16 protein-coding genes are annotated in these 18,642 nt (G+C 62.8%); 9 read left to right on the top strand and 7 right to left on the bottom strand.

Features of this window, described 5'->3' with window-relative positions:
• The 4 genes from ACEW8Q_RS16025 to ACEW8Q_RS16010 all read left to right on the top strand — a co-directional run bounded on the left by ACEW8Q_RS16025 (window position 1) and on the right by ACEW8Q_RS16010 (window position 5,636).
• On the top strand, window positions 1-1,344 hold the full coding sequence (locus ACEW8Q_RS16025) for an ammonium transporter (protein WP_373505057.1): 1,344 nt from the start codon (window positions 1-3) through the stop codon (window positions 1,342-1,344).
• A 140-nt stretch (window positions 1,345-1,484) separates the two neighbouring features.
• Window positions 1,485-4,037, top strand: a complete 2,553-nt coding sequence (locus tag ACEW8Q_RS16020; protein ID WP_373505056.1) for a DNA translocase FtsK 4TM domain-containing protein — start codon at window positions 1,485-1,487, stop codon at window positions 4,035-4,037.
• Window positions 4,038-4,127: 90 nt separating this feature from the next.
• Window positions 4,128-4,772, top strand: a complete 645-nt coding sequence (locus ACEW8Q_RS16015) for an outer membrane lipoprotein carrier protein LolA (protein ID WP_373505055.1) — start codon at window positions 4,128-4,130, stop codon at window positions 4,770-4,772.
• 57 nt (window positions 4,773-4,829) lie between these two features.
• A complete protein-coding gene (locus tag ACEW8Q_RS16010) occupies window positions 4,830-5,636 on the top strand; it encodes an exodeoxyribonuclease III (protein ID WP_373505054.1) in 807 nt (268 codons plus the stop codon).
• On the opposite strand, the gene ACEW8Q_RS16005 is transcribed toward ACEW8Q_RS16010, so the two are convergent.
• Both ACEW8Q_RS16005 and ACEW8Q_RS16000 read right to left on the bottom strand, forming a co-directional pair.
• Window positions 5,631-6,035 (bottom strand): Crp/Fnr family transcriptional regulator, encoded by a 405-nt coding sequence (locus ACEW8Q_RS16005; protein ID WP_373505053.1) that lies wholly within the window; start codon window positions 6,033-6,035, stop codon window positions 5,631-5,633. The two genes, ACEW8Q_RS16010 and ACEW8Q_RS16005, sit on opposite strands and share 6 nt — an antisense overlap.
• 199 nt (window positions 6,036-6,234) lie before the next feature.
• Entirely contained in the window at window positions 6,235-6,921 is a 687-nt protein-coding gene (locus ACEW8Q_RS16000) for a response regulator transcription factor (protein WP_373505052.1), read from the bottom strand.
• A 102-nt stretch (window positions 6,922-7,023) separates the two neighbouring features.
• Between ACEW8Q_RS16000 and ACEW8Q_RS15995 the strand changes: the two genes are divergently transcribed.
• Entirely contained in the window at window positions 7,024-7,548 is a 525-nt protein-coding gene (locus ACEW8Q_RS15995) for a L,D-transpeptidase (RefSeq protein ID WP_373505051.1), read from the top strand.
• Here ACEW8Q_RS15995 and ACEW8Q_RS15990 read toward each other — a convergent pair.
• A complete protein-coding gene (locus ACEW8Q_RS15990; protein WP_373505050.1) occupies window positions 7,545-8,201 on the bottom strand; it encodes a YggS family pyridoxal phosphate-dependent enzyme in 657 nt (218 codons plus the stop codon). The genes ACEW8Q_RS15995 and ACEW8Q_RS15990 overlap by 4 nt on opposite strands.
• A gap of 107 nt (window positions 8,202-8,308) precedes the next feature.
• Between ACEW8Q_RS15990 and leuS the strand changes: the two genes are divergently transcribed.
• From leuS to ACEW8Q_RS15970, 4 genes are all read left to right on the top strand, one after another.
• On the top strand, window positions 8,309-10,879 hold the full coding sequence (gene leuS / locus ACEW8Q_RS15985; RefSeq protein ID WP_373505049.1) for a leucine--tRNA ligase: 2,571 nt from the start codon (window positions 8,309-8,311) through the stop codon (window positions 10,877-10,879).
• Complete coding sequence (gene lptE, locus ACEW8Q_RS15980; RefSeq protein WP_373505048.1) at window positions 10,879-11,385, top strand: LPS assembly lipoprotein LptE; 507 nt, start codon at window positions 10,879-10,881, stop codon at window positions 11,383-11,385. Before leuS ends, lptE begins: the two co-directional genes overlap by 1 nt.
• Window positions 11,382-12,422: a DNA polymerase III subunit delta gene (gene holA, locus ACEW8Q_RS15975; RefSeq protein ID WP_373505047.1), complete on the top strand. Its 1,041-nt coding sequence runs from the start codon at window positions 11,382-11,384 to the stop codon at window positions 12,420-12,422. Before lptE ends, holA begins: the two co-directional genes overlap by 4 nt.
• 308 nt (window positions 12,423-12,730) lie before the next feature.
• A complete protein-coding gene (locus tag ACEW8Q_RS15970; protein WP_373505046.1) occupies window positions 12,731-13,213 on the top strand; it encodes a hypothetical protein in 483 nt (160 codons plus the stop codon).
• A 3-nt stretch (window positions 13,214-13,216) separates the two neighbouring features.
• Here the strand turns inward: ACEW8Q_RS15970 and ACEW8Q_RS15965 are convergent, their stop codons facing one another.
• The 4 genes from ACEW8Q_RS15965 to argH form a co-directional block, all read right to left on the bottom strand.
• On the bottom strand, window positions 13,217-15,775 hold the full coding sequence (locus ACEW8Q_RS15965) for a TIGR02302 family protein (protein ID WP_373505045.1): 2,559 nt from the start codon (window positions 15,773-15,775) through the stop codon (window positions 13,217-13,219).
• 70 nt (window positions 15,776-15,845) lie between these two features.
• On the bottom strand, window positions 15,846-17,123 hold the full coding sequence (gene lysA / locus ACEW8Q_RS15960) for a diaminopimelate decarboxylase (protein WP_373505044.1): 1,278 nt from the start codon (window positions 17,121-17,123) through the stop codon (window positions 15,846-15,848).
• A 2-nt stretch (window positions 17,124-17,125) separates the two neighbouring features.
• Window positions 17,126-17,242, bottom strand: a complete 117-nt coding sequence (locus ACEW8Q_RS15955; protein ID WP_373505043.1) for a lipoprotein — start codon at window positions 17,240-17,242, stop codon at window positions 17,126-17,128.
• A gap of 12 nt (window positions 17,243-17,254) precedes the next feature.
• The gene (argH, locus tag ACEW8Q_RS15950) at window positions 17,255-18,637 is read right to left on the bottom strand and encodes an argininosuccinate lyase (protein ID WP_373505042.1); all 1,383 of its coding nucleotides are present in this window, start codon (window positions 18,635-18,637) and stop codon (window positions 17,255-17,257) included.
• Window positions 18,638-18,642: the final 5 nt, after the last annotated feature.

The raw sequence follows: 18,642 nt of genomic DNA, 5'->3' as shown, positions 1-18,642 counted from the left end.
ATGACGTTTGGTGTTTACAAACCCGCAAGGTCGCTGGCCGTGGCCACGGCCGTGCTCCTCGCGGGCATCTTGCCCGCTCTCGCGCAGGAAACCGCGCCCGCAGCGCCAATCATGGACAAGGGCGACGTCGCCTGGATGATGACATCGAGCCTGCTCGTTCTGTTCATGGCACTCCCGGGCCTCGCGCTGTTCTACGGTGGACTCGTCCGCGCCAAGAACATCCTCTCCATCCTGATGCAAACGACGATGATCGCCGCCGTGATGATGGTGGTGTGGGTCGTCTACGGCTATTCCTTCGCTTTCGGCGGCAGTGAAAACGCGTTCTTCGGCGGCTTTGCCAAGCTGTTCCTGAAGGGTGTCACGCTGGAATCAATGTCCGCGACATTCACATCAGGCGTGGTTATCCCCGAATACCTCTTCATCACTTTCCAGATGACGTTCGCCGCCATCACACCGGCGCTCATCATCGGCGCCTTCGCCGAGCGTGTGAAATTCTCGGCCGTGGTCCTGTTCTCGGTGCTTTGGGCTACAGTCGTCTACTTCCCGGTCGCGCACATGGTCTGGGATGCCAATGGCTATCTCTTCAAGCTGGGCGCCATCGACTTCGCCGGCGGCACCGTCGTCCACATCAATGCCGGCATCGCGGCACTCGTCGGTTGCATCATGATTGGCCCGCGCCGCGGCTATGGCAAGGACATGATGGCCCCGCACTCCCTGCCGCTCTGCCTCATTGGCGCATCTATCCTCTGGGTGGGCTGGTTCGGCTTCAACGTCGGTTCCAACCTTGAATCGAATGCCGGTGCGACGCTTGCGATGATCAACACATTCGTTGCAACCGCAGGCGCCATCGTGGGATGGAGCCTCATCGAAACCCTTCATCGCGGCAAGGCGTCGATGCTCGGCGCTGCATCGGGCATGATCGCGGGTCTCGTGGCAATCACGCCGGCCTGCGGCACCATCGGTCCTGTCGGTGCCATCGCTCTGGGTGCCCTCGCCAGTGTCGTCTGCTACTTCTTCGTCTCCGTGGTGAAGAATAAGCTCGGATACGATGACTCTCTAGACGTCTTCGGCATCCATGGTGTCGGCGGTATTGTTGGCGCGCTTGGAACCGCATTCTTCAGCGCGGGCGCTCTGGGTGGCATCAAGGGTGATGACTATGCGGTCGGCGCACAGTTCATGATCCAGCTCACGGCCGTCGTGATCACCGTGGTCTGGAGCGGCGTCGCCTCGGCGATCCTGTTCAAGATCGTTGATGTTGTCGTCGGCCTTCGCGTCAAGCCCGAAGTGGAAACCCAGGGCCTCGACCAGCCGAGCCACGGCGAAGTCGCCTATCACAACAGCTGACCGACTACATATCCACAGAATGCGAGGGGCCCGGTTCATCCGGGCCCTTCTGCTTTACGGCACCTTAACCATGACCATCCAGACTGTGCACGACGAATTGGCGTGGCCCGGGAGACACTGTCGCCCCGGTGGAGATTTGCATGGCGTATCACCCTTCATACGACACCGACGACAGCGCCGTGCCGGCAGCCGTCCGCATCTTTTTCAAGAAACGCCTCTTCGAATTTACCGGCGCCGTGCTGTTCATCCTGCTCATCGCGATGGGCGTCGCCCTCGCGTCATGGTCGGTCGATGACCCTTCCCTCAACCATGCGCTCGATACTCCGGCCCGCAACTGGCTGGGTTATCCGGGTGCCGTCATCGCCGACGAACTGATGCAGTTCTTCGGTCTGGGCGTCCTGCCCTTCATCGCCATACCCATGCGCTGGGCCGTGGCCTTCCTGTCGCATGAGGGCGTGAGCCGTCCCATCCGCTCGGTCGCCTCATGGCTCGGCTGCGTGCTTGCGGCCAGTGCGGCACTCTCGGCGGTGCCGGTTCCGCTGAGCTGGTCGCTCGTCGCGGGGCTTGGCGGCAATGCGGGCGATGTCATCCACAACCTGATCCTCATGATCCTCAGCTTCGGCATCGCAGGCCCCATCGCTCAGCTCATTGCGGGCAGCGTGATGCTGGCGGCATCCGTAACACTGGGCCTGCGTGCCCTGGGTCTTGCCCGCGCCGAAGCCGTGCAGCGCGTGAACGTGGCCCAGAGCCGTGGCCGCAACCTCGTCTCGTCCGCCTTAAGTGGCGTGGGCGGCCTTTGGAGCCGCTGGCGCGAACTTCGCCGCGCCGAAGCAGAGCCTGAAGAAAGGGGTTCCGAAGACGACATCATCCGCAGGCTGGCACCCCAGCATGACATCTCTGGCCGCAAGCCGTCCAAGAAGTCCGCTCGGATAGAGCCCGTGCTGTCTCCCTCGTCCCGCCGTGCCGCTCCACCTCCTGAGGCAGAGGAGTATGAGGAAGAAGCTGAAGAAGCTCCTGAAGAGGCCTACGAAGAGGAAGGCTACTACGAGGAGGAAGAGCAAGAGGCCGAGCCGCCGCCTGCCCCGAAGGTCTCGCGCACTGACAAGCCCATCAAGCAGGGCAAGAAACTCAGGAAGGACGTGCAGCCCGGCCTCGCCTTCGGACCTTCCGATGAATACGAATTTCCGCCTTTGACGCTTCTGGCCGAGCCCAAGCGCGTGGGGAAACCCGCCGATCTTTCTGATGAAGCATTGGAACAGAACGCTCGCATGCTCGAGGGCGTCCTCGACGACTTCGGCGTCAAGGGACAGATCATCAAGGTCAGGCCCGGCCCGGTCGTGACGCTTTATGAGCTCGAACCCGCACCCGGCATCAAGTCATCGCGCGTCATCAGCCTGGCCGACGACATCGCCCGCTCGATGAGCGCCATCTCTGCGCGTGTCGCGGTGGTGCAGGGCCGCAATGCCATCGGCATCGAGCTTCCGAACATCAAGCGCGAAACCGTCTACCTCCGCGAGATGCTGGGCTCCGAGGCCTTCGAGAAGTCGAGCCTCAACCTGGCGATCGCACTCGGCAAGAACATCGGCGGCGAGCCGGTCTTCGCCGACCTGGCCCGCATGCCGCATCTGCTCATCGCCGGCACCACGGGCTCTGGCAAGTCGGTCGGCATCAACACCATGATCCTGTCGCTGCTCTACCGGCTTCCGCCGGAGCGCTGCAAACTGATCATGATCGACCCCAAAATGCTGGAATTGTCCGTGTACGAAGGAATTCCGCATCTGCTTGCACCGGTCGTCACCGATCCGCGCAAGGCCGTCGTGGCTTTGAAGTGGGCGGTTCGTGAGATGGAAGACCGCTACCGCAAGATGTCGAAGGTCGGTGTCCGCAACATCGATGGCTACAACACCCGCATGAAGCAGGCCGCCGCCAAGGGCGAGGAGATCTCGCGCACCATCCAGACCGGCTTCGATCCTGAATCGGGCGAGCCGACGTTCGAGAAGGAGAGCATGGACCTGACGCCCATGCCCTATATCGTCGTCATCATCGACGAGATGGCCGACCTGATGATGGTCGCGGGCAAGGACATTGAAGGCGCGGTCCAGCGACTGGCGCAGATGGCGCGCGCCGCCGGCATTCACGTGGTGATGGCAACACAGCGCCCCTCGGTCGACGTCATCACCGGTACCATCAAGGCCAACTTCCCCACCCGCATTTCCTTCCAGGTGACGTCCAAGATCGACAGCCGCACCATTCTGGGTGAGCAGGGTGCCGAACAATTGCTTGGCCAGGGCGACATGCTCTACATGGCTGGCGGCGGCCGCATCTCGCGCCTCCATGCGCCCTTCGTGGCCGATGACGAGGTCGAGCACATCGTCAGCTTCCTCAAGTCTCAAGGAGCGCCTCAGTATCTCGAAGCCGTCACCGAGGAGCCCGAGGAGGGCGCCTATGGCGAACCGGGCGCCATGGGCGGCGGCGACAGCGGCAGCTCCGGCGACGATCTCTACGACCAGGCGGTGGCCGTCGTGCTGCGCGACAAGAAGGTCTCGACCTCCTATGTGCAGCGCCGCCTGCAGATCGGCTACAACAAGGCCGCGAGCCTCATCGAGCGCATGGAGAAGGAAGGCGTGATCTCGGCGGCCAATGCCACGGGAAAACGCGAGATTCTGGTGCCGGGAGACAGCGCCCGCGTCTGAGGCCGCCTCAAAATCGGCCCGTTCTTGCGGATAACGAAGCGATCACCTACACAGCGGGGCATGTTCAGCCCCGATTCCGGAAAGAGCAGGATGACCATTCTTACGCAGTTTACCCGCCGTGCCGTCATGGCTCTTGTGTTCGCCGCCATGGTGCTTCCTGCGTCGGCCGCCAAGCCCATGAAACTTTCCCCCGAGCAGACAGCTTCCATCGACCAGATTTCCGATTATCTGAACAGCTTCAAGACCATGCAGGGCGAGTTCACGCAGATCAGCCCGAAGGGCAACCTGTCGCGCGGGGTGTTCTTCATCTCGAAGCCGGGCAAGATGCGGTTTGAATATGCGCCGCCCAATCCGTTCCTCATCGTGTCCGACGGCAAGTGGCTGACGGTCAAGAACACCAAGAAGGAAAAGGGCGACCAGTTCCCGCTATCGCAGACGCCGCTCCGGCTGGTGCTCGGCAACAAGGTCGATATCGCGAAGGATACCCATATTCTCAATCTCGAGGAGCAGGACGGCCTGATCGCGGTGACACTCGAGGACAAGGAAACCACACTCGGCAATGGCCAGCTGACACTCGTCTTCGACCAGGCCCGCAAGGCGCTGCAGCAGTGGGTGGTGATTGACGGCAAGGGCCGCCGCACCACGGTGACGCTTGAAAACGTCGAGGCCGGGGTGAAGAACGATCCCAAACTCTTCGTCGTCAAGATCGACCGGGTGGACAAGAAGGACCGCTGAGGCCTTCCGACGGCGCCACTTGCGCAGGCGCGTCCCACGGGGCTATTGGCTTCTGCCATGAGCCTCTCAGTCGCTACCTGGAATATCAACTCGGTCCGTCTCCGTATCGGTCTGGTCACCAAGCTTCTCGAACATTGGAAGCCCGATGTGCTCTGCCTTCAGGAGACCAAGTGCCCGCAGGGCCAGTTTCCTTCGGGACCGATCCGTGAACTCGGTTACGAGCACATCGCCGAGTTCGGCCAGAAGGGCTATCACGGCGTCGCCATCGTGTCGCGCCGGCCCTTTCTCGCGCAGTCGACAAAGCCGTTCTGCGCCAAGGAAGACTGCCGTCACATTTCAGTGACGGTCGAAGGCGCGAAGCCCGTCACCATCCACAATCTCTATGTGCCGGCGGGCGGTGACGAGCCGGACCCCAGGATCAATGAAAAGTTCGCCCACAAGCTCCAGTTCATCGACGAGCTTGAAGACTGGTTCGGATCGGATTGCGTGCCGAAGGGCCATGAGGGAATCGTGGTGGGTGACCTCAACATCGCGCCGCTCGAGCACGATGTGTGGTCGCACAAGGACCTCCTCAAGGTCGTCAGCCACACGCCCATCGAGACCGAAGGCCTGCTCCGCATCCAGAAACGCGGCCAGTGGGTTGATCTCATGCGCCAGCATGTTCCGGCAGACAGGAAGCTCTATACGTGGTGGAGCTATCGCGCCAAGGACTGGGATGCCGCCAACAAGGGCCGCCGCCTCGATCACATCTGGTCGACGGAAGGACTGGCGCCGAAGTGCAAGTCGATCGACATCCTGCGTGAAGCGCGCGGCTGGCAGCAGCCCTCGGACCATGTGCCGGTGATGGCCCGCTTCGGGCTATAGCGTCCTGAAGCCTTTGGCGTTCTCGAAGGTCCGGCGCACGTCCGACAGGTCGGCCATGGCGCCGTCGAGCTTGCGGGCAAGGGCCGAGAAGACCGCAGGCCCGAATTCCGGATATTCGCGCGCCACCCGCATGAACAGATCGCGGTCGATTCTTGCCGTTGAGACAGCCTCGGTCGCGCGGGCCGAAATGGCATAGGGACTGTCACCGATCATCGCGACTTCGCCCAGAAGGGCGCCTGGCCCCGCAGACCCGATGCGGCCAGAGGAGTCGGTCGAGATATCGACGCGGCCGCTCAGGATGAGATGGGCGGCCCCGCCCTTCAGGCCCTGCTTGATGATGAGATCGCCGGCCTCGAAACTCTGGCGCACCGCGGAAAAGGCGAGGAGCTGCAGATGCACGGTCTCGCACTCCGAAAAAATCGGAATGCTCCGGAACGTTTCCGCATCCGCCCTTACACTCATCCAGCGCGGCTTGACCGAAGCCGCGTCACGGTTTCCCAGCCCATGTGACCCCGAATCCCTTTGATCCTGCTTTACATGAGAGCAGGTCCCAAGTCCAAGGGGCCAAGTTCAGGCGAGAAGAGATCAGGTAATGAGTTCAGGGGACGAGCTTGTAGCCGCCGCCCTCGGTGACCAGGATCTCGGCATGCGAGGGGTCGCGCTCGATCTTCTGGCGCAGACGGTAGACATGGGTCTCAAGCGTGTGCGTGGTGACCCCGGCATTGTAGCCCCAGACATCGTGCAGCAGTACGTCGCGGCCGACGATCTGCTCGCCCGATCGCAGCAGGAACTTGATGATCGCGGTTTCCTTCTCGGTCAGCCTCACCTTGCGGTTGTCGTCGCGGACCAGCATCTTTGCCGAGGGCTTGAACGTATAGGGGCCGACCTTGAACACCGCGTCTTCCGAGTGCTCATGCTGGCGGAGATGGGCGCGGATGCGGGCGAGCAGCACGGCGAAGCGGAAGGGCTTCGTCACATAGTCGTTGGCGCCCGAGTCGAGTCCCAGGATGGTGTCGGACTCGGAGGCCTGCGCCGTCAGCATGATGACGGGGCCCTTGTAGCCGTTCTTCCGCATGATCTTGCAGGCCTCGCGGCCATCCATGTCGGGCAGGTTCACGTCGAGGATGACGAGGTCGGCATGGTCGGCCTTCACCGCCTTGATGCCCGCCGTGGCGGTGGCGGCATCGGTCGCGATGAATTCGTCGTGCAGCGAGAACTGCTCCTTGAGCGTCTCGCGGAGCATGTCGTCGTCATCGATGATGATGATCTTCTTCGTGGCGCTCATGGCGAATCCTCTGGCGAACCCTTTGAAATGACTTGCCCACCCGGTCCGTGATGTTAGGGTGTTGCTTCGTCTTTTCAAGTTCAAAGAGCAAGACACGTCAACGTGACCAGTACCCTCAAGTCTCTTCACGTCCACGCGATCAGCATGCGGGCGACGCGCGGAATCCTGAAAGTGGGCCAGCTCCAGTTTCCGTGTTCCATGGGGCGCACGGGCCGCAAGTACATCAAACGCGAAGGTGACGGGGCAAGCCCCAAGGGCCAATGGCAGATGCGGCGGCTGTTCTACCGCGCCGACCGGATCATGCCGCCGCAGTCGAGCCTCACGCCACTGGTGATGCGCGCCCATGACGGCTGGTGCGAAACCGTGGGCGACCGCAACTACAACCGCCTCGTCCGCATCCCCTACGAGACCTCGCACGAGACCATGCAGCGGCAGGACCGGCTCTACGATGTCGTCGTCGAGCTGTCGCACAACGAGCGGCCGCGTATTCAGGGCCATGGAAGTGCTGTGTTCTTCCACCTCCGCCAGCCCGATGGTGGCCCTACCGCCGGCTGCATCGCCGTGTCGCTCAAGGACATGCGGACGATCCTGCGTTATTGCGGGCGCAAGACGAAGATCGTGATCTAGCGGCTGCCGAAGATGGCCGATCCCACCCGTACGTGGGTGGCTCCCCCGGCGATGGCCGCGGCATAGTCGCCGCTCATGCCCATGCTTAGGCCCTTCAGGCCATTGCGTTCGGCAATGTCCGCCAGCAGGGCGAAATGCGGGGCGGGGTCTTCATCGGCTGGCGGAATGCACATCAGCCCCTCGACTTCGAGCCCATGAATCTCCCGGCAGGTTTTCAGGAAGGAATCGGCCTCGTCCGGGTCGATCCCGGCCTTCTGAGGCTCGCGGCCGGTGTTCACCTGCACAAAGAGCTGCAGAGACTTTCCCTGCTTCTTCATTTCCTTGGCGATGGCCTCGGCGATCTTCGGGCGGTCGACGGTGTGGATGGCGTCGAACAGTTGCACCGCCTCGGCTGCCTTGTTGGACTGCAAGGGGCCGATCAGGTGCAACTCCACCTCCGGCCAGCGCATCCTGAGGGCCGGCCACTTGGACTTCGCCTCCTGCACACGGTTCTCGCCGAAAATCCTTTGCCCCGCCTCGATGACGGGGATGATCTCCGGTCCCTCGAAGGTTTTGCTGACCGCGATCAGGGTAATGTCTTGCGCCTCCCGGCCCGCTGCCTGGGCTGCTGTGGCGATCCCGTTCAGCACCTTCTTCAGACCCTCGTGGACCATGGGGAAATCTCCTTGAAAGAGGCTCGTTTAGGCCATGCTTGCAGGCCATTTCAAGGACTGGTACCAGCACGGGCCAGAACCCTCCCGAATTCGACAGGATGCCGATCTTGAGCACCGAACGCTACAATCCGCGCGAAGCCGAGCCCCGCTGGCAGGCGCACTGGACCGAGAACAAGAGCTTCGAGACGCAGGAAGATGCCTCGCGCCCGAAATATTACGTGCTCGAGATGTTCCCCTATCCGTCGGGCCGCATCCACATGGGCCATGTGCGGAACTACACGATGGGCGACGTGATCGCCCGTTTCCGCCGGGCGCTGGGCTTCAATGTGCTTCATCCGATGGGCTGGGATGCCTTCGGCATGCCCGCCGAGAACGCGGCAATCGAGCGTGGCGTGCATCCAAAATCGTGGACCTATGAAAACATCGCCACGATGAAGCGCCAGCTCAAGTCCATGGGACTCGCACTCGACTGGAGCCGTGAAATCGCCACCTGCGATCCGAGCTATTACCGTCACGAGCAGGCGATGTTCATCGACTTCCTCAAGGCGGGTCTCGTCGAACGCAAGGTTTCACTCGTCAATTGGGACCCGGTCGACATGACCGTGCTCGCCAACGAGCAGGTGATTGATGGCCGCGGCTGGCGCTCCGGCGCGCTGGTCGAGAAGCGCGAGCTGGCGCAGTGGTTCCTCAAGATCACGGCATACTCCGACGAACTTTTGTCTGCTCTCGACGGTCTCACGCGCTGGCCGGAAAAAGTGCGGCTGATGCAGAAGAACTGGATCGGCCGTTCGGAGGGCATGCGCTTCTCCTTCGCGCTCGAGGATGCCAGCGGCACCCTGCTGAACGAGCGCCTCACGGTTTATACGACGCGTCATGACACCATCTTCGGTGCCAGCTTCTGTGCGATTTCAGCCGACCATGATCTGGCGAAGCGGCTTTCCGCAAGTGACGAGGGCCTGGCCGCCTTCCGCCGCGAAGTCGCAGCACTTGGCACATCGGAAGAGACGATCGAGCGCGCGGAAAAGAAGGGCTATGCGCTGGGCCTTTTTGCGCGCCATCCGTTCCGCCCCGATGTGAAGCTGCCGGTCTACGCGGCGAATTTCGTGCTGATGGGATACGGCGAAGGCGCCATTTTCGGCTGCCCCGCGCATGACCAGCGCGACATCGACTTTGCCCGGAAGTATGGCCTGCCGGTCATACCGGTGGTGGCACCGAAGGGCGACGATGCCGCGGCCTTTACCGTAGGCAACGAAGCCTTCGTCGAGAAAGAGGGCGACAATACAGTCCTCATCAACTCGGACTTCCTCGATGGCATGAGCGTGCCCGATGCCAAGGCCGAGATCGCCGCCCGCATGGAGAAGATGGGCATCGGCGAGCGCAAGGTGAACTTCCGCCTGCGCGACTGGGGCGTGTCGCGCCAGCGCTACTGGGGCTGCCCGATCCCCATCATCCACTGCGCGTCATGCGGCATCGTGCCGGTGCCGCAGGCGCAGCTTCCCGTCACGCTGCCGGAGGATGTCACCTTCGACAAGCCCGGCAACCCGCTGGAACATCACCCGACATGGAAGCATGTCGATTGCCCGTCCTGCGGCAGCCCCGCGCGGCGCGAGACCGACACCTTCGACACCTTCATTGATTCATCGTGGTATTACGCGCGCTTCTGTTCGCCGCACGCCGACGTGCCGGTGACGCCCGAGGCCGCGAAATACTGGATGGGTGTCGACCAGTATATCGGCGGTGTCGAACATGCGATCCTGCATCTGCTCTATTCGCGCTTCTATGCCCGCGCCATGACGGCCACGGGCTACCTCGATATCAAGGAGCCCTTCGAGAGCCTGTTCACGCAAGGCATGGTGATCCACGAAACCTTCCGTACACTGACGGGTGAATGGGTGCTGCCGTCCGATGCAGTCAACCAGGATGGCAAGTGGGTTCACGCGCAAACCGGCGAGCCGCTGGAAGTGGGCGGCGTCGAGAAGATGTCGAAGTCGAAGAAGAACGTCGTCGATCCCGATGACATCATCGCCCGCTTCGGCGCCGATACGGCGCGCTGGTTCATGCTATCAGATACGCCGCCTGAACGTGACATCGAGTGGACGGAGTCAGGGGCTGAAGGTGCCTGGCGCTTCACGCAGCGTATCTGGCGGCTCGTCAATGACGCGGCGCAGGCGACGGGAACGGGCGATGCGGCACAATCGCTGCAGCTTCGCCGCATGGCCCACAAGGCGCTGCATGCGGTGACCGACGACTTGTCGTCCTTGCGCTTCAACCGCGCCATCGCGCGCATCTACGAACTCGCCAATGCACTGGGCACGGCGATCACCGCCAAGGCGGATGCGGCGGCACTGCATGAGGCTGCCGAGTTCCTCATCCTGATGGCAGCGCCCATGATGCCCCATCTGGCGGAGGAATGCTGGCAGGCACTGGGCAAGCCCGGCTACGTGGTCGACACGCCCTGGCCCAAGGCCGATCCCGCACTCGTGGCCGATGACCATGTGACGATTGCCGTGCAGGTCAACGGCAAACGCCGCGACGAGATCACCATCGCCAAGGGAACCCCTGCCACCGAGGTTGAGGCCAAGGTGCGCGGTCTCGACAGCGTCGCTCGCGCGCTCGAAGGCCGTGCCATCAAGAAAGTGATTGTGGTGCCCGACCGTATCGCCAATATTGTCGGCTGATGCGCAAGGCACCCGCCATTCTCATCGTCCTGGCTGCGCTCGCCCTCGGCGGCTGCGGCTACAAGCCCCTCTATGGATCGACCGCCGAGACGGCGGGCGTCAGCGCCACGCTGGCCTCGGTGTCGATCCCGGAGGCGTCCGACCGTGTCGGGCAGCTGATTCGCAATGACCTCATCTCCTCGATGCGGTCCGGCTCCGGCGAGGACCGTTATACGCTGCTGCTGAAGCCCGTCGTGCGGAACACGGGCATGATCAAGAAAGAGCAGCCCAACGTGACGCGGCAGGCCATCAACCTGTCGGTCAGCTTCGAACTGATCGAGCGGTCGACGGGAAAGACTCTTCACCAGGGCAAGACCTTCTCGCAGGCCAGCTTCGATGTGATCCGCCAACCCTTCGCCGACCTCCAGGCCGAGACCAATGCCACGGAGCGCGCCGCGCATGAGGTGAGCGGCGACATCCGCACGCGGCTTGCGGCCTATTTTGCGTCCCGTTCAGCTGAGCCATGACGGCTTTGAGGTCCTCGGGCTTTGACGCCTTCCTTCGGAAGCCGGGCCCTGAAGTCTTTGCGCTGCTGATCTATGGTGACGAGCCGGATGCGGTCCGCGAGATGGCGCAGCGGGCCGTGAAGAGGATTGCCGGTTCGCTCGACGACCCGTTTTCCGTCACTGCGCTGCAGGATCAGGACCTGTCGTCCGACCCCGGCCGGCTGGCTGACGAGGTGCAGTCGATGTCGATGTTCGGCGGCAACAAGGCCGTCTGGATCAAGGGAGCGGGTGATTCGTTCCTGAAGGCGGTTCTTCCGGTTCTTGAAGGAAAGATTTCCGGAAATTTCATCATCGCCGAAGCTGGTGCGCTCACCAGGTCGTCGCAGCTCAGGACGGCCTTCGAGAAAAGCACGCATGCGGTGGTGGTGCCGCTCTACGAAGCGGAGCCTGGTGAAATCGCGGGTCTCGTGGAGCAGTTGCTTGCAAAAGACGACCTCCAGATCGGACCCGACGCACTGCACCGTTTCATCGAACTCGCCGGAACATCGCGCGGACTGGTCCGCCGCGAGGCCGAGAAACTGGCGCTCTATTGCCTTGGTGCCCAACGGGTGAGCCTCGAGGACGTCGAGGCGGTTTGCGGCAATGACAGCGGGTCCACGCCCGACGATCTTGCTGAAAGCGTGTTTAGCGGCGGTGTCGAGGAAACCGACAGGCTGTTCCAGGATCTGGTGCGGGGCGGAACCGATGCGGGACGCCTGCTCATGGTGGTGCACGGGCAGGCGATGAGGTTGCAGGATTTCAAGCTTGCAATCGAGAAGGGTGCTTCGGCCGAACAGGTCCTGCGCTCGGCGCGGCCTCCGGTCTTCTTCAAGCGGCAACGGCCGATCCAGGCCCAGCTCCGGGCCTGGAGCCTCGGCGACCTCGTAACTGCCGGAAATACGCTCGGCGCCACTGTGCTGGCGGCCCGGCAGAATGCCGCTCTGGCTGAAGCCATCGCCGGCCGCTGCCTGCTGTCGCTTGCGCGGAAAGGCCTTGCCTTGCGGACCGACCGCAACTGAGGGGATGCCCCTGAAGATGAAGCAAGTGAGGAGGCGGCAGAGGGGGCCATAGACGCCGCCTCCTCATGAACGCCTGAACTGATCCACTGTCTCCGCCACATGATCCACGCCGGCCCCCTCCGGGGCTGCCGTCTATCTTGCGCGTCGTCTCTGGGCCTGAGCTTGCGTCCAACTTGCAAGCCCAGCATGGCTGAAAGCACCAAAACAATCTGTGATGAGCGTCACGGTTGTAAAATAAATCGAAATCGCATGCCTCGCGCAAGAACACGGATGCAGGATGGGTGCCCATACGTCTGGCGGGTCACACCATGGCGAATCAGTCCCTATCGAAAGTCACCGATCTCCTGACCTACACGCTTGCGGTCAGCCTCGCTGCCGGATGCCTTGCCTTCGCCAGCTACAAGGTCGTGAAGCTCAGGATGATGGAAAACCCGCCGCCCGACCTCGGCCTGAATTTTCCGGCTCCCAGGCGCAAGATGATCACCGATATTGCGGTCGAAGTGGACCCCGTCACCACCCAATCCGTTGCGCCCATTCAGGACAATGCCGTGCCGCCCGCGCAGCCCGTCCAGCCCTACACCTCCGAGGCTCCGGTCGAATTCTATCGCCTGCTGACGGTGATAGACGGCGTTGCCTTCGTCGAGATGAAGACATTCCGCGGTACTGACATCGTGCCCATAACGAAGGGTGCCCGGTTGCCGGGCGCGGGCACAGTCGAGACTCTGGAGCGTGCTGACGGCCGGTGGCGGCTGGTCGCGGGCGGCGTGAAGCTCTTTTCCGAACGCTTCTGAGCCTCAGTACAATCCGCGCAGCAGGCGCTCGATGTAATCGCGCTCAAGCCTGGGCAGCTGCGATTCGCCGGCGCGCGAGCGCAGCATTTCCAGAATTTCGCGAGCACGCTGGATCGCCAGCTCAGAGGGCAGCATGTTCTCTTCCGGACCATAGTCCTCGCCACGGTTCGGCATCGGGCGGCCCAGCGGATCGCGGTCGCCGCGCGCCTCGCCGGTGCGGCCCTGGTTGCCCTGCTGACCCTGTCCCTGCTGCATCATCTGACGGGCAAGGCCTTGCGCTCCTTCGCGCAGCTTGGCCATCGCATCGCCCTGGTTCCCCAGGGCCTGGTCGCGGTCACCCTCGCGGAGCGAACCTTCCGCCCCCTGCATGCTCTTGCCTGCCTCACCGAATGATTTTGGCGCCTGCATACCGTTCTGGCCGAACTGTTCCATAAGCTCCTGCAGCATCTTGGTCAGGTCCTGCTGGCGGTCACCGAGGCCGCCCATGCCCTGGCCTTGCTGGCCCGGCTGCTGGCCGCCGTCCTGTTGCTGCTCTCCCATTCCGTCCTGCTGGGACCGCTGGGTATCGTCCATCAGCTTCTGCTGCTGGCGCATGAGTTCGGACAGCTTGTCGAGCATCTGGCCCAGCGGGCCTTCCTGCATCTGGCCCTGCTGCGGCTGGCCGGGCTGCAGGTTGCGGAGAATGTCCTCGAGCTGCGAGAGCATTTCCTGGGCCGCCTCGTTGGCGCCGCTCTGAGCCAGCTTCTCGATCATGTCGAGCATCTTCTGCAGTTCCTGCGGGGTCACCGTGCGGCCCTGCTGTTGCTGCTGCATCTGCTGCTGGTTCTGCTGGCCTTGCGTCATCCGCTTCTGGGTTTCTTCCATCAGCGACTGCATGTAACGGTCGAGCGCCTCGCGCAGCTTCTCGGTCAGTTCGGCAATGCGCTCGGGGCTCGCACCCTCGCGAAGGGCGCGTTCCAGTTCCTTGCGTAGGGCTTCGAGTTGCGCCTTGGCATCGGCTATGGTGCCTTCCTCGATATTGACCGCGATCTGCCAGAGCATGCGGATCACGCTGTCGATTCCGGCCTGATCCTCCGTCGCCTTGAGGCGCGAGAGTGCCGTGGCGATGGCAATATGGGTGCCGCTGTTCTCGATCAATCCTTCGGGGTAGGTCAGGAGGGCGTCGAGCATCTGCACGACGGAGCCTGCCTCGTCGGGTGCGAGAATGAGATTGCGCCGCTGCTCGATCAGCGCGCGGGCCAAGGGCCGCAAGAAAAGTCTCTCGGGCATGCGGAAGGTGGTCTTGGCGCTCTCGGTCTCATGACCCGCCGCATCCTTAGCGGCCAGCGTCATTTCCACCATGAAGCCGGCCCACGGGTGCTCTGCCACATCGGCCTTCGACTGTCCGGTCTCCTCCTTCGGCGAGGCCTTGCGCAGGCTGATGGGGAACTTCGGCGGCGGAAACTCGAAGATGCCGCCATCAGTGAAACCCACGCCATCGTCCTGCTCGTCCGCCAGATAGATGTCGGCCGTGATACCGCTCACGCCATAATCGTCAGTCGCCTTCCACTTGGCCGTCAGGGAGCCTGAGGAATCACCTTTGGGCTCTTCCGTGATCTCGATCGTCGGCGCGGCGTCTGGAATAAGGGAAATGCGCCAGCGTCCAAGTTCGCTCTGCCCGTCCATCACCTTGACAAGTGCGGGTCTCGCGATGAGCGTCTCGGCCTGGAAGATACCGTCTGCATTCTTCACCTTTGGTGCAAAGCCCGTCACCTCGGGCGTCTCGGCCCCGGTATCGCTCAGCTCGTGGAACGACAGAACCGGCGACTTGGCGCCTGTGATACGCAACGTGAGCGTGGCTTTCTCAGGCACCAGAATGTCAGGATCGGTCTTGAGCCGTTCCGTCATGGCCGGGCTGGTCAGCAGCACGGGAGGCTTGCCCGTATAGGCAGGAGGCTTCAGCCAGGCGTCCATCACAAGCGGAATGGCGGCTTCCGGCTTGGCGAAGGCAAAGCTGTCTGTCAGGTTGCTGCGCGGGTCGCCCTGCCCGAGCAGAATGGCAGCCAGCAGCGCCAATGCGACGGGCACACGGAATGCGCGCGGATCGATGTCGCGCCAGGACGATTGCGGAGCGCCAGCCTTCAGGGAGTCGAGGCCGCGGAGCTGGCGAAGCCTGTGTTCTTCCCAGATCGCCTGTTGCAGCGGATCATCCGAGTTCGGAGAAAGCCGGTCGGCATGGGCCGAGACGGGGCGATGGGATAGCCCTGTCTTTTCCTCCACGCGCCGCATCGCCTCGTAGCGGCTGGGCCACATCATGCGCGTCAGGGGCCTCAGCGACCACAGGAACAAAACCGCGAATGCCGCGAAGAGCGCCAGCCTCGGCCATTGGGGCAGAAATGGCAACAGGCCTGCAAACACAAGCCCCGCAAAGACCATGGCGATGAGGAGGGGCCAGTGCAGGGCCGTCCAGATCCGCTCGAAGGCAAGGGCTGCCTGTGCAAAGCCGATCTTGCGGTCGATGACCCGGTTTGCCGCATTATGGGCGGCGGTGCGATCTGGTGTCTCGTCGGGGCGCGTTGGCATTTGACGAGGATGCTAGCACAGATGGGCCAAATTGTGCCCCCCGCTCCCGATCACAATCGCGCCAACGCTTTCAGGCTTTCACCTTCTCCTGCCACGAGGCGAGGCGATCCAGGCCGATCAGTTCCTCGTATGATTGCCTTGGCCTGATCAGCGCCCATTTGCCATCCTTGACCAGCACTTCCGCAATCAGCGGCCGCGTGTTGTATGTCCCGGCCTGAACCGCGCCATAAGCGCCCGCCGTCATGGTGGCGATCAGGTCGCCCGCCTCCATGCGAGGAAGCCGCCGCGACTTGGCGAGATAGTCGCCCGACTCGCAGACCGGGCCCACCACATCGGCCATCATCGTCTCGGGCGTCGCGGGTTCCGCCACCGGAATGATCTCGTGATAGGCGTCATAGAGTGTGGGGCGGATCAGGTCGTTCATCGCCGCGTCCTGGATGACGAAGTGCTTTTCGGTGCCATCCTTCACATAGATCACGCGCGACACCATGATCCCGGCATTGCCGACGATCATGCGGCCGGGTTCCAGCACGTATTTCAGGTTCAGTTGGCCCAGTGTGCGCTTCACCATCGCGGCGTATTCATCAGGGTGCGGTGGCACGTCGTTGGTGCCGCGATAGGGAACGCCCAAGCCCCCCCCTAAGTCGAGGTGACGGATGTTGTGGCCCTGGGCCCGCAGCGTCTCCGTCAGCTCGCCCATCAGGCGGAACGCCTTCTCGAAGGGTTCAAGCTCGGTGATCTGGCTGCCGATATGCATGTCGATGCCGGCGACGTCGATCGCCGGGAGCTCAGCCGCGCGGGCATAGACCTCAGGTGCCAGCTTGTAGGAAATGCCGAACTTGTCCTCGGCCTTGCCGGTCGAGATCTTGTGGTGGGTCTTTGCATCGACATCCGGGTTGACGCGGATCGAGACGGACGCCCGCTGGCCGACGCGCTTGGCGACCTCGGAGAGAAGTTCCAGTTCAGGCTCGGACTCGACGTTGAAGCAGGCGATGCCCTCCTTCAGCGCCAGCGACATCTCGCGCGCCGTCTTGCCGACGCCGGAAAAGACGATTTTGCGGGCCGGAACGCCTGCGGCCAGCGCGCGGCGAAGCTCGCCCTCGGAGACGACGTCCATACCGGCGCCCTGTTCCGCCATGGTGCGGATCACGGCCTGGTTGGAATTGGCCTTCATCGCATAGCAGATCATGTGGTCGGTGCCTGCGAAGGCATCGCGCATGACCTTGTAGTGGCGTTCCAGCGTGGCGCTGGAATAGCAATAGAAGGGTGTCCCGATTTCCTCGGCCAGCGCCTTCAGGTTCACGTCCTCGGCGTGGAGAACGCCATCGCGATAGGCAAAATGATGCATGTCTACTGGGCCTGATCCGAGTTCGTTGAGGGTTCCGCAGGCGGCGGCTCCGGGTCGCCCTTGATACCGCAGGCCGCAAGCGACAGGGACAGCGCGAGGATGAGTGCCAAGGTTTTCATGGGTTCACCCTATCAGGCTTTCAGCAGCTTCAGCCAGCGCTTTGCTTCGCGCTTCACGTTCTTCGGGGACGTGCCGCCGAAGCTCGTGCGGGAGGCCACGGAATTTTCAACGGTCAGCACCTTGTAGATGTCCTTCGTGATGCGCGGTTCGACCGTGTGCATCAGCGTGAGGGATAATTCGGGTAGGTCGCAGCCCTCGGTTTCCGCCAGCGCGACAAGGCTTCCAGTGACGTGATGCGCCTCGCGGAACGGCATCTTCAGTGTACGGACGAGCCAGTCGGCGAGGTCCGTCGCTGTCGAGAAACCGGATGCGGCGGAAGCCCTCATCGCGTCCTCGTTCGGCACCATGTCCTTCACCATGCCGGTGGCGGCGGCAATCGCCAGCGACAGGTTGTCGAAGGCGTCGAAAGCCGGTTCCTTGTCTTCCTGCATGTCCTTCGAATAGGTGAGCGGCAGGCCCTTCATAACTGTCAGCAACGCGGTCAAGGCGCCGATGATGCGGCCGGGCTTGGCTCGCACCAGCTCGGCGGCATCCGGGTTGCGCTTCTGCGGCATGATCGAGGAGCCGGTGGTGAACTTGTCGGAGAGCTTCACGAAACGGAACTGGCTCGTCGACCAGATGACGATCTCCTCCGCCAGACGCGATAGATGAATGGCGCAGATGGCGCAGGCGGAAAGTGTCTCCAGCACGAAGTCGCGGTCGGCCACCGTGTCGAGCGAGTTGCGCGTCGGACGGTCGAAGCCCAAAGCCTCAGCAGTCATGTGGCGGTCGATGGGGAATGATGTTCCGGCCAGCGCCGCCGCGCCCAGCGGGTTTTCGTTCATGCGCTTTCTGGCGTCGGCCAGCCGCGAGCGGTCACGGGCCAGCATCTCGACGTAAGCCAGCATGTGATGGCCGAAGGTTACGGGCTGGGCCACCTGCAAGTGCGTGAAGCCCGGCATGACGGTTCCTGCATGTGCCTCGGCCTTCTCCGCAAGCGCCAGTTGCAGCTCCTTCAACTGTGCGTCGAAATGGTCGACAGTGTCTCGCACATAGAGCCTGAAGTCGACCGCGACCTGGTCGTTCCGCGAGCGCGCGGTGTGGAGCCTGCCCGCCGCCGGACCGATGATATCCTTCAGGCGCGACTCGACATTGAGGTGGATGTCCTCCAGCGCGCGTGAGAAGGTGAAGGTGCCAGCCTCAATCTCGCCTTGAACCTGGTCGAGCCCCTTCCTAATTTCAGCGGCATCGGATTTCGTGATGATACCCTGCTTCGCCAGCATGGCCGCATGCGCCTTCGAGCCTGCGATGTCCTGCCGAAACAGGCGCTTGTCGAAGCCGATCGAAGCGTTGATCTCTTCCATGATCGCGTCCGGCCCCGACTGAAACCGCCCGCCCCACATCTTGTTGGTCATCGAAA

This window comes from Aestuariivirga sp. (genome assembly GCF_041738905.1).
Taxonomy (GTDB): domain Bacteria; phylum Pseudomonadota; class Alphaproteobacteria; order Rhizobiales; family Aestuariivirgaceae; genus Aestuariivirga.
Note: the sequence above shows the minus strand (reverse complement) of the source record. Positions and strands in the feature narration are given on the sequence as shown.

Excerpts from the sequence above, each read along its gene's own strand:
- lptE (WP_373505048.1), top strand. The coding sequence starts at position 10,879 with ATGCGCAAGGCACCCGCCATTCTCATCGTCCTGGCTGCGCTCGCCCTC.
- ACEW8Q_RS16015 (WP_373505055.1), top strand. The coding sequence starts at position 4,128 with ATGACCATTCTTACGCAGTTTACCCGCCGTGCCGTCATGGCTCTTGTG.
- argH (WP_373505042.1), bottom strand. The coding sequence starts at position 18,637 with ATGACCAACAAGATGTGGGGCGGGCGGTTTCAGTCGGGGCCGGACGCG.
- lysA (WP_373505044.1), bottom strand. The coding sequence starts at position 17,123 with ATGCATCATTTTGCCTATCGCGATGGCGTTCTCCACGCCGAGGACGTG.
- holA (WP_373505047.1), top strand. The coding sequence starts at position 11,382 with ATGACGGCTTTGAGGTCCTCGGGCTTTGACGCCTTCCTTCGGAAGCCG.
- ACEW8Q_RS15970 (WP_373505046.1), top strand. The coding sequence starts at position 12,731 with ATGGCGAATCAGTCCCTATCGAAAGTCACCGATCTCCTGACCTACACG.
- ACEW8Q_RS15990 (WP_373505050.1), bottom strand. The coding sequence starts at position 8,201 with ATGGTCCACGAGGGTCTGAAGAAGGTGCTGAACGGGATCGCCACAGCA.
- ACEW8Q_RS15965 (WP_373505045.1), bottom strand. The coding sequence starts at position 15,775 with ATGCCAACGCGCCCCGACGAGACACCAGATCGCACCGCCGCCCATAAT.
- ACEW8Q_RS16025 (WP_373505057.1), top strand. The coding sequence starts at position 1 with ATGACGTTTGGTGTTTACAAACCCGCAAGGTCGCTGGCCGTGGCCACG.
- ACEW8Q_RS15955 (WP_373505043.1), bottom strand. The coding sequence starts at position 17,242 with ATGAAAACCTTGGCACTCATCCTCGCGCTGTCCCTGTCGCTTGCGGCC.
- ACEW8Q_RS16020 (WP_373505056.1), top strand. The coding sequence starts at position 1,485 with ATGGCGTATCACCCTTCATACGACACCGACGACAGCGCCGTGCCGGCA.
- ACEW8Q_RS16000 (WP_373505052.1), bottom strand. The coding sequence starts at position 6,921 with ATGAGCGCCACGAAGAAGATCATCATCATCGATGACGACGACATGCTC.
- ACEW8Q_RS16010 (WP_373505054.1), top strand. The coding sequence starts at position 4,830 with ATGAGCCTCTCAGTCGCTACCTGGAATATCAACTCGGTCCGTCTCCGT.